This is a genomic window from Rhodococcus sp. O3 (assembly GCF_048897285.1).
Classification (GTDB): domain Bacteria; phylum Actinomycetota; class Actinomycetes; order Mycobacteriales; family Mycobacteriaceae; genus Rhodococcus.
On the sequence record NZ_JBMBTE010000154.1, the window covers coordinates 1 to 10,199 of the forward strand.

Here is a 10,199-nt window from a genome sequence, read left to right on the forward strand (position 1 = left end):
GCTCGGGCATAGGGCTCCCGGGTGTGGATGACGATTCGGTGTAGGAACCTTCATCATCTGCCACCCGGGGCCCGTCTTACGGCAACGACACCAACGTCGACCTCGGATCTTCCCGCTCTCTACCGCACTCCATTTCCGGAAGAGCCACCAAACCGCCCGTCCGCACACGCCAACACGATCCGCGCAAGCGAACCTCATTCGGTGCCTATGTTGTGATCTCTACCGGTATTCCGATCGACTGGGCGACAGGCGTCCAAATATCCACGTCTTGACCAGGAGTTTCGATTGAAACTACGAGGGCGTAGCGTGCACCCTCCGAGCTACGGTCGCGGCCCTTGTTCTCTTTCCACCATCCAGTCACGGGATATACCGCGAGGACACCGCGCTGCGCGAGGTCCGCCGCACTTCCATTCCATATGTCGCTGTGGATCGACCCGGGTGCCTGTTGTTGTCGGCTTCCAAAGAACCATTCACCGGTGTCGTCGGCGGATGGAGGACGACTTTCGTCCTCGGCCAATGCCTTCCGGTTGATGCGCTTCTCGAAATCCGACGTGCCCTCTGTTGCTCGTCTGATGTCGAATCGGAGGCCGTGCGATGCATAGCTGTATCGCCGGTGCCATCCGCGACGGCCAGGATTGGGCTCGATGAAGTAAGACAGAGTTACTCTCAGTTTGACTGGTGCATCGCCCAGGTCGGCAAGGATGTCGGTAGGCCAGGGGAGCTCGTGGTAGTGAATCTCGCGCATCTTGCCGTCGTGGAAGGGATGAATGACTTCTTGCGCGATCAGTGTTAATGCGTCGCTTGCACTTCGGGTCGCCCGTGTCAGGTCGGGCACTCCCATTCCGTAACGGCGTAACAGCGCGACCCTGGCATTCTTCCTGTTGTCGGCTGCAAACTGTGCGTTCATCGCATGTGTCCACTCTGCCGAGTGCACGATGAGTGCTCTGACCGTTTCGGGCCACAGAGAGGGGTACCGCGCGGTGATCTCGGCAGCCAGGGCCGCCGCCTGTGCCGTCGCCGCGCTGGTGGCGTGTGTGGTGGTGAATAGGCGGCTGGAGATGTCCGTCGGCAACGTTGCCTTCGTAGTGAGAAGTTGGAGGTTGGGAGGGGTGTCGTAATCGGTTCCTTGAGGTGACCGCGCGACGTTTCCGCCTTCGAAGACAACGTCCGGTTTGACAGGCCACTGTCTGCCGAAGGTGACGGAGGTGCGGCTGACTGGCGACAGTTCCCCTCGTGATGCCACGGGAGTCCAACCAACAAACTCTGGAGGCGCGTCTGCCATCGTGTCGAGTTGGGTATATGCGCCGACAGTGAGCACGTTCCATGCTTGAGCTGGGTCTTCAACCGGTTCGAGGTCACTACGAGTGAGGTGATCGTCGCCCCATTTTCCCCTTTGGATGTTTCCTGCAGACACACAGAATAATCTGGGATTCGGATTGTCCGTCTGTTGGAGATAGGTCAGTTCACCTTCTTCCACACTGACACGACGTCCGACCGCCAAGGCATCCAACGTGGTGGACCAGGACGACGGCTGCCCGAACATCGGCGAGCGTTCGTCGGCCTCCGGTATAGTGCCCCATCGCGCCGTTACCGCAAGCGAGTAGACCCGACGGCGTTGTGGTTGTTCAATTTCGACGTAGCTGAGGGCGTCAGCGGTCACGGCACCGAACAGTTCCGGGTTGTTCGGTTGGCCGGTAGGCGGAGGAAGGATCTTTGCAGATTCCAGACGATGGGTGAGCCGAATCGGGCCCGAGGAGGCTGCCGCCCGACCGACATCACCGAACAGGGCCAACCCCGCCATCTCCGTTCCGTGACCTCGATCGTCTCGAATCGTCCAAGCCGGGTTTGCTACCTGGCAATCGCTCTCGTCGAGCGAGGTCTTAAGCAACGGATGTTCCCAGTAGACACCACTGTCGACAACGCAGACCGCAGGCGAATCCTGCGGGGCACCTTCGATGCGATCGAGGAGTTCGTCCACCCATTCGCGCTGTTCGATCGCAGGGCTGCCTGCCAGGAAGTGCGTGGGATCATGTGGCCGACGAAGCTCGGCAAGATCGTCCAGAATATCCACAGCAGTGGACAATTCATCAACAGATCCATATACCAGAACCACGGATCGGTCACCGAAGCCGAGCGTCTGCCGGCCGACGCGAAGACCGGTGGCCTGCGCGAATCTACGCAACCGCCCGACCTCCCGTCCATCGCGACGTCGGAGCCATACTTCCCACCACACCGACTGTTCAGGTTCGGGAAATTCTTGGGGCGGATCCGTCCACAGGCTTTCAAGCGTCGCCGCTCGTATTTCCTGGATCCGGTCCAGGAATGCACTGTTCTTCGTCGTCTCTGCCGACGCAGTCTCAAGATATGCAGAAATACGGTCGAGGAAGTACTTCATCGTACCATCGGGAACGAATACCGTTGCTCGTTCGATGACGTCGCCGTTGACGACTACCTCTTGCACGGATCGTAGCTCCGGATGACGGCTCCCCTGACGAGGATCGAGGGTAGGTATCGCAACCTCGATGCCCGGAAAACTCTCGAATACGACATACGTTCCCTCAACAGCACCGTCGACGGTGATATCGATATCCTGGCGGCGGGCACGTGCATCCGCTTCCACCTGCTGCAGATCACCACGAAGCTTCGTCCCGTGAGCAGCCCGGTTCGCCGGTGCCGGAAGCGGGGGTGAGTCCACGGGATGTGAGAATGGCCGATAGTCCGCAGGGGTCGCTGCGGCGGAAATGATCAAATGCGGCTTGTCACGCTCTGCCATATCATCCTTCTATTTGGAACTAGCTCACGTGCCCGCGACGCTCTCGAAGAGCCGCTCGCAGACTTGCCGTGGTCACCTGCTTGGCACCGGAAAGAATTACCTCTTTGGCAGCCAAGTCGCTGGCAATGGCAATTTCACCGTGGCTAAGCCCCTCAATTTCGGCAGAGAGTTTGGACCACTCCAGCCGGCCCACCGGAACGTTAGCCAACCTGTTGCGAACGACCTGCCGGGCGATCTCCGGCGACGGCAAAGGGTAGTCGATCACGGTATCGAATCGCCGGAAAATCGCCCGATCGAGAAGGTGAGGGTGGTTTGTTGCAGCAACGATCAAGCTGTCCGACTGATCCATCTCCAGGAACTGCAGAAACGAATTGAGAACGCGGCGTATTTCACCCACGTCATTGGATGAACCCCGCTCTCCCGCAAGGGCATCGATCTCATCGAAGAGATATACGCCCCGCGTTTCCGAGAGCGCATCGAAAATCAACCTCAGCTTCGCCGCAGTTTCTCCCATGAACTTAGTGATCAGACCGTCGAGTCGGACCTGGAACAGCGGCAAGCGCAGCTCACCCGCAAGTACGTGGGCAGACATCGTCTTGCCGGTTCCGGGAGGACCCGTCAGCAAAAGCCGACGCATCGGGAGGTAACCGTGAGACCTCAAACGGTCTCCCTGCCGCTGCTCCAGAAGAACCCGATCCAGCCGAGCTCGCACCGACTGCTCCAGCACGAGGTCGGCCAAGACAAGATCCGGGTAGGAGACCGTGAGCAGCTGTGCGAGTTCGCCGCGTGGCTGAGCAACCGACACCACCGGCGTCACTCGCCGGGAGTTTTCCTGAACTCGAAGACTATCGACGAGATCGCGCAAGTCTTGGGCGAATCTATTCTGCCCGTTTCGGGCGGCACCAGCAGCAACCTGCAACGCTACGGTGTAGAACCGCGAATTATCGCCTTCAGCATGACTCTTCACCAGCGCCTTCACCTGGTCTGCAGTAGCCACCTGCCACCTCCCTTCGATCATCAGTCTGGCCCGATTATGGCAGCAGGCACATGCAGGGCGTTGATGAACCCGCTGGTCCAGCACTAGGCGGCCGAGCGCGCTCACCATCGGTCGCCAGGCCTAACTTGCACCAGGTGAGCCGATTGTCGGGATCGCGCGGCGTATCTGTGCAGGTAGCGGCGGTGCGTGTTTGGAAAATGGCACACTAACGGGTCGGTAGACTCCGGCCGTGGCCGCCTACATCCGCAAAGTCCGCACCGCCTCGGGAGCAACCGCGGTGCAGATCGCGGCCAAGCAAGGCCGCCGGGACAAGGTGCTCGAACACCTCGGATCGGCCCACACCGACAGCGAACTCGCCGCCCTGCTCGAGACCGCTCGGGAGAAGCTGCTCGCCGGCCAACAGCAGCTCGACCTCGACCTCGGCACCACCGCCGGTGGACCGTCGACGACCACCGGCAAACGGTCCCGGTGGTTGATCGAGGTCCTCGACACCGCCTGGCGACGTCTCGGGTTCGACGTTGCGGGTGGCTGAGCGCGTCGTCCACCGATCGAGCCGGGGAGCTGGCGGAGCCACCGTAGTACTGCGAGTCCGGGAGAACCGGACACATCGGGAAGAGCGGCAGCGACGATGAATAGGAGGTACTGCGATGGCGCAAGACGCGCCGGTGAACTCCGGCGCCGGGCCCCGGGCGGAAATCGCACGGGATCGGGTAGCGCGGACGCAGATCAAGTATCACCGGTGGGCCAAGACCGACCGCATTGCGCGGTTCGGGGACTTGTTCAACCGCCATATCCCACCCGGACTATCTACGGATGGCCTGGTCGGTGGTGGCTCGCAAAACAGACATCCCAGGAGCGCGGGAGTCAAGCAGCAGTCTTCGAAGCGTGATGTGCCCAGGCGGCCGTTTCGTCGTAGCAGGTGCGGGTCTTGAGACATCCGTGCAAGATGCCGACGAGCCGGTTGGCGAGCTGCCGCAGAGCCGGACCGTGACCGAGACCGCGGTCGCGCTGTTTGTCGTAGTAGGCACGAGCACCGGGTGAGGCCTGCAGGGCCGAGAACGCCTGTGAGTTCAGGGCATCGACGATCCGATCATTGTGGACGAACCGGGCCGCTACGACCTTCTTCTTGCCGGAAGCCCGGGTGATCGGACTGGTTCCGGCATAGTTCTTTCGCGCCTTGGCGGTGGCATAGCGGTTCCGGTCGTCACCGAACTCGCCGAGCACCCGGGGACCGAGCAACGATCCCATCCCCGGCTGGGACAGGATGATCTCAGCATCTTCGGTGTCTGCCAAAATGCGCATCGACCTGCTTCTGCAACGCCGTGATCTCGTGATTGAGAGTGCTCAGCACGGCCACGGCGGAGCGAGTGGTGGCCGCATACGCGGCGGTGATCACCGCCGCCCGACCAGGTACTCGCCCCGCACGCGGCCTGGATCCGATCGGTCTTGGTCTCGATGTCGCGGCGGCGGGCCCTGTGGAGCGCCGCGATGATCTGAGCGCGTGTCAGTCGCGCCGCCGTGACAGGGTCAGGCGCCTTGCCGAGCAACTCGAGAGCATCGATGGCGTCGAGGTCGTCGAACGCCTCCAGTGCGGCCGGAAAATACTCGCGCAATGCATGCCGCAACCGCTGGATATGGCGGGTGCGTTCCCATATCAAGGTCTTGTGTGCCTGAGCGACGACCTTGATCGCCTAGGCCTCGGCGCTGTCACCGGCCACCGGCCGCAGCTGGTGCGAATCGGTGCGGACCATGTCGGCCAACACGTGCGCATCGGCGGCGCCGCCCTTGGCGCCCGAGACCCGCCGACGATCTCGAAAACGAGCTGCCTGCAACGGATTCACCGCGAACACCATGTAATGAAGCAGTGCTCCAGTGGCACGACGTCCCATCAGCGATTCCGTTCTCCCGGCGGACGGGCAGGGCACGGTCCTTTTCAGGACTCGATGTCCAGGGGGCTCGAGTGCTCGCTGTCCGCCGCTACCGGTGACGAGTCTGCCGAATCGCTGGACCCGCCAGCTCTCATCAGGAGGATCGCGCTGCCTGGGTCGATGGTGTGACTGTGCACCGGAACGAACAGCGCGCGGTCACCTCGAACAGGCGTGATAATCGGTGTCGGAGAGCAGATCCTCCGGCCGTTCGATCTGATCCAACTGCCCCGCACGTAGACTTCGGCGGCAGGATCATCCGCGGGCGGGTCGCCCGCTGCGACCATACGGCCGCGGAGAAGGTTGTGCGGATCTTCTTGAGCTGCGCGAGTTCCGCGCGCGGAAATCGCGCGCAGTCGCCGCTCGATGTCCTCGAACGCCCCCCCGGCATCGCATTCACCACCTCAACTCGGGATATACCGAACGGCATCCCCGCGGCACGGCCGGCACATTCAGTACTCGGGGCGACCCCGTCGACGTAGTCGTTGACGCTTCCCTACACGCCACGTCTTGGTGCAGGCCGTACCCAGCCCGCGCGAACTGCATGATCGCGCAGAAGGACGCGGATCATTCCGCGGAGGGGCGGATGTGATCCACGGCCTTCCGTGTCAGCGCGGCCGGTACTGCTGGGTGCGGGCGATTCCGTCGTCGTAGTCGTCGACGTACTCCCCCGCCCCACGCGTGTACATGCCGGCAACATGGTCGGGGTCGTACGCCATGAACACCACATCCGGACGACCGGCGTTGAAAGTCCGGAAGGTGTCGTAGTCCCATTCGTCGGGGGCGTAGTCGTCGTTCCACTTCAGTCGCGCGACGGGCACGAACCCGGCCTGGGCGTAGAGCTTGGGCAGGACGGTGTCGAAGCAATCGAGGCGGCGGCCACCGAGTGCGGTGGCCTGGGAGAGCATCGACTGCACGGACTTCGGATGCGCGCAGTCCTTGTGCGCGAACGCCGAGACGATCTCGTCACCTTTGAGGGCGACGCCCGCCTTTCCGTCGTCCGTGACCAGCAGCCGCATGTTTCGGTATTCGTCCTCGTCGTAGACGTACACCGACGCTGCGTAGGGGTTCTTGTCGGTCAGCTCGAGCATCCGGTCGCGGTAGACGCCGGAGTCGGCCGGGGCCAGCTCATAGAGCGTCGGGGCCGACATCCCGGCCGAGATGAAGCGCTCACGCTCGGCGTCGGCGAGGGTGTGCTCGGCGACCGGGGTGACCTCGCGGCCGTTGATCAGAAGCCGAGGGCTTCTGCTTCCTGGATCTCCGGATCGCTCCAGTAATCCTCGATCTTCTTGCGCTGGTCCTCCGGCAGCTCCGGGCTCCACCCGTACTGCCTCCAAAACTTCTCGCGGCGTTCCTGCGTCATCGGTTCCTCGTGGTGCATCGTCAATTCCTTCCTTGTAGACCTGTCCTGCACTGGCGCGGCGCTGCGCTTCGATTTGCTCGGCTCGTAGTCTCTCAGCGTCTCTCAGGCGCGCGGTCAGTACATCCCGGGTGTTCCGGTCACTGGATGAGGCAATCGCCGTGCGTAGTTCATCCTGGCCGCCGGGTGTGGAGTCGTACAGGGCACATATCTGAACGTGGTCGGCCATGGCAGTGGTAAAGCTGCGTTGTAGCCGCGCATGTGTCGGATTATCGGCCAGCCGCGCGCGGACGGCCGCGACCCGCGCGGTTGATCTGTCGAGTCGGGCACGCATGTGTGGGGTGCAGCGCGGTCCGGGCTTGGGTTTACACATCGGCGGCCGCCCATTCGGTGACCGTGTCGATGAGGGTGGCCAGGGCGTGGCCGAGCCGGTCGACGCGCGCGGGGTGCGGGGTGCGCGGGTCGGTGAGGTAGACGTCACGGCGTAGTTCGATCATCACCGACGTCACGCGCTCGTGGTGGCCGTAGTGGCGCATCGGCACGTAACACCCTGCGTAGGGGGTATTCTCGGCGATCTCGCCGAACTCGGGGAGGGACGCGAATGCGCCACGGGTGGCCTCGATCAGCCAAGCCGGGGTGTGGACCGGGTCGGTGCCGATGCACAGCGCGGGGCGCGCGGCGTCGGGGTTCTCGAACCCGGAAGGCTTTTCGGGGTACGAGTGCAGATCGATGATCACCGCGCGCCCGCACGCGTGCAGACGGTCCTCGACCGCTGCGGTGACCGCGTCGGCGTAGGGACGGAAATAGCCGTCGAGCAGCTGCTCGGCGCGCGGGTAGGGCTCAGTGCGCAGGGGTGCGCCGGTGCAGGTGCGGGTGTAGACCGCGCCGCGACCGAAGGCGTCTGCCGGCTCGCTGGCATCGGGGAACCGTTCGGGGTCGATCACCAGGCGTGAGAGCGTGTTGACCACGGTGGTCGGTCGCTGCCGGGTGTGGCGCAGGGCTGCCGCGGCGATGGTGTCGGTGGCGGTGTCGGTCGATTCGTCGAGTTCGGCGGCCAGCTCGACATCGGTCAGGAGCAGATCTGCGCGCAGTTCGGGTGGGATGACGTGCGAGGCGTGTGGGACGTGGATGAGCACCGGAGACCGACCGTCTCCCGGTGTGACGAGCGCAGAACTGGGCACGTGTTTTCCCTTCTCGGTGGTGGTCTCGCGGCGTCCCGGGCGCGACGGTGAGCCCGGGGACGCGAATTGTCCTCGAGAAGGGCCGGATTCACCAAGGGGGGTGTCGGTTAGGGTTTGCGCAGTTTGCGGGTGTGTGCGGCCGGCTTCCGCGTGGGCCGAGATCAGCGGCGGAACGTCGATCGCGTCGACGAACGGTCGTCGTCATCGGTGGGCAGCACGCGCGCAGCGGCCACGGGTCGATCTCGAGAACGGCCCGGGCGATGGTTCGGCCCGCCGAACCGTCTCGGCCGGGACGGTAAAGCCCCTTCAGGGTGGCATGAGTTCGGAGTGTCCGGCGGCACCGTTGTGGTCGGCGAGGGTGCCGCGCAGCGGATCGGTGGTCTCTTCGTCGGCGCTGACGTCGATCTCGGCTACGACGTTGTACGACCGTGCGGCCGCGGCGTGAAGTCCTTCAGAGGGGCTGGCTACCGAGTCGTCTGATGTGGTGGTGGACAATGGGGATCGGGCCGGGGGTGCTAGGTACACCCCCGGCCCTTGTCGTTGTCACGTTCCTCGCGCTACAGCGCGAAGTTGTGCACCTTGACACGAGCCGGGACACCGTCGGCGCCTCCGAAACCCACGACTGCACCGTCTCGCGAACCTTAGCGGGTACTTCGGCGTCTCGGCCGCTCGCGGCGTACCGGGCATCGGTTCCGAGCGTGTGGACGCCCAGGTCTGTGTGGTGGGTAGCCGAGTGTAGGTACGAGGTGGTGCCCTGCGGGTGCCCAGCCAGCCCTTGGCGAACATCGTGCGGGTGCTGCCGCCGGGCTCGATGGTGGTCACCTCGGTGGCCCATTCGACCGAGACGAGCGCGTACAGCGGTGCGTCGATCGCCCTGGTGGCCGAGATCGACGTCTGTGTGCCGCCGAACGGCTGCACCGGTGCGCCGCGCTGCGGGTGGCGCGGGAAGCTGTGGGCGTGGCCGATGACGAGCGCGGTGGCGCCGTCGATCTCGGCAGTGTATCCGGTGGGCAGTGCGGTGGTGGGTGTAGTCATGACGACCTCCTGTGTCGGGGTTGGGGTTTCGAGTTCGGCGCGTGGGTCAGGCGGCAGCGATCGCGTCGCGCGCGGCTGCGGTCAGCTCGATGTCGAGGGTGTCCGCGTGCTCGACGACGGTGCCGTCGGTCAGGCGCACATCGGCGAACCGCCCGCTGTCGTTGGTGCGGAAGTTGAGGATTTCGGCGATCACGGCGCGCACCGGGATTCCGGAGATGGTGAGGGTGACAAGTTCTGCGACAGTGGTATTCGACATTTTCCAACTCCCTTGGTTCGGCGTTTCCGACGGACGTAACTATACAAATTACTTTTGCATAGTTGCAAGCGGGAGATCCGGGAAGTCCGACAGCAGCCATCCCCGGGGCGTGCCATCCACGCAGGTCACAGCACCTTTCCGGGCCGCCTCCACTCCACAAAAAATGCCAGGTACCGAGTTCGCGACTCGGTACCCGGCAACAACCGATCACGTCATGCCGGCCACCCGCCAGGACGTGTCATCCATGCAGCTCAGGACGCATTCTCGGCAACTCGTCATACGCGTCGAGCACGCTGAGCGCCTGGTCGGCGACACCACCCAGCTCCGGTGTGATGGCGTCGACTTCGGCGGCGGCAGCAGCCAACCGCTCCGCCTGCTCGGCATCGCTTCGCGCGCGCAGCTCGCGTGCCTTCTCCAGCTCGGCCCGGCGCGCAGGTTCGCTCAGCTCCCGATCGAACGCTTCGACCCGGTGCGCCAGAGCTGCGAGCCGCTCCGCTCCGTGCCGTACGTGCATCAGACACGCGCCGAGCGCCGTACGGGCGTGGTCGACCTGTTCACGGTATTCGGAACCGGCCGGGGCAGCCTTCAGCTCGTCGTGCAGCCGGGTGCCGGTCTGGAGGTGGCGGGCCAGATCCCACAACACAGCGTCGAGGTCGACCTCGCCCGGCCAGT

Annotated in this window: 11 protein-coding genes and 1 pseudogene; 1 reads left to right on the top strand and 11 read right to left on the bottom strand. The window is 64.0% G+C overall.

The genetic code is table 11. The features are described from left to right. Positions 1-205: 205 nt before the first annotated feature. Together ACN675_RS25535 and ACN675_RS25540 are read right to left on the bottom strand one after the other, a co-directional pair. Positions 206-2,773: a S8 family peptidase gene (locus ACN675_RS25535; protein WP_420753494.1), complete on the bottom strand. Its 2,568-nt coding sequence runs from the start codon at positions 2,771-2,773 to the stop codon at positions 206-208. Positions 2,774-2,792: 19 nt separating this feature from the next. Further along, complete coding sequence (locus ACN675_RS25540) at positions 2,793-3,770, bottom strand: AAA family ATPase (RefSeq protein ID WP_420753495.1); 978 nt, start codon at positions 3,768-3,770, stop codon at positions 2,793-2,795. 229 nt (positions 3,771-3,999) lie between these two features. On the opposite strand from ACN675_RS25540, the pseudogene ACN675_RS25545 reads away from it, so the two are divergent. Then, positions 4,000-4,290 (top strand): annotated as a pseudogene (locus ACN675_RS25545) (IS1634 family transposase); the annotation flags it as partial. 344 nt (positions 4,291-4,634) lie between these two features. Here the strand turns inward: ACN675_RS25545 and ACN675_RS25550 are convergent. From ACN675_RS25550 to ACN675_RS25590, 9 genes are all read right to left on the bottom strand, one after another. Then, complete coding sequence (locus ACN675_RS25550; protein WP_420753496.1) at positions 4,635-5,072, bottom strand: transposase; 438 nt, start codon at positions 5,070-5,072, stop codon at positions 4,635-4,637. 389 nt (positions 5,073-5,461) lie between these two features. Next, on the bottom strand, positions 5,462-5,659 hold the full coding sequence (locus ACN675_RS25555; RefSeq protein ID WP_420753497.1) for an IS110 family transposase: 198 nt from the start codon (positions 5,657-5,659) through the stop codon (positions 5,462-5,464). 644 nt (positions 5,660-6,303) lie between these two features. Further along, a complete protein-coding gene (locus tag ACN675_RS25560; protein ID WP_420753498.1) occupies positions 6,304-6,846 on the bottom strand; it encodes a hypothetical protein in 543 nt (180 codons plus the stop codon). A gap of 77 nt (positions 6,847-6,923) precedes the next feature. Beyond that, complete coding sequence (locus tag ACN675_RS25565; RefSeq protein ID WP_420753499.1) at positions 6,924-7,076, bottom strand: hypothetical protein; 153 nt, start codon at positions 7,074-7,076, stop codon at positions 6,924-6,926. 344 nt (positions 7,077-7,420) lie between these two features. Beyond that, positions 7,421-8,236 (bottom strand): N-formylglutamate amidohydrolase, encoded by an 816-nt coding sequence (locus ACN675_RS25570; RefSeq protein WP_420753500.1) that lies wholly within the window; start codon positions 8,234-8,236, stop codon positions 7,421-7,423. 306 nt (positions 8,237-8,542) lie between these two features. Further along, positions 8,543-8,731, bottom strand: coding sequence for a hypothetical protein (locus tag ACN675_RS25575; protein WP_420753501.1), 189 nt, complete (start codon positions 8,729-8,731; stop codon positions 8,543-8,545). A 48-nt stretch (positions 8,732-8,779) separates the two neighbouring features. Then, on the bottom strand, positions 8,780-9,271 hold the full coding sequence (locus ACN675_RS25580) for a hypothetical protein (protein WP_420753502.1): 492 nt from the start codon (positions 9,269-9,271) through the stop codon (positions 8,780-8,782). Positions 9,272-9,317: 46 nt separating this feature from the next. Next, entirely contained in the window at positions 9,318-9,527 is a 210-nt protein-coding gene (locus tag ACN675_RS25585) for a hypothetical protein (protein WP_420753503.1), read from the bottom strand. Between the two features lie 238 nt (positions 9,528-9,765). After that, the coding region (locus ACN675_RS25590) for a hypothetical protein (protein ID WP_420753504.1) at positions 9,766-10,199 on the bottom strand (434 nt) is incomplete at its 5' end.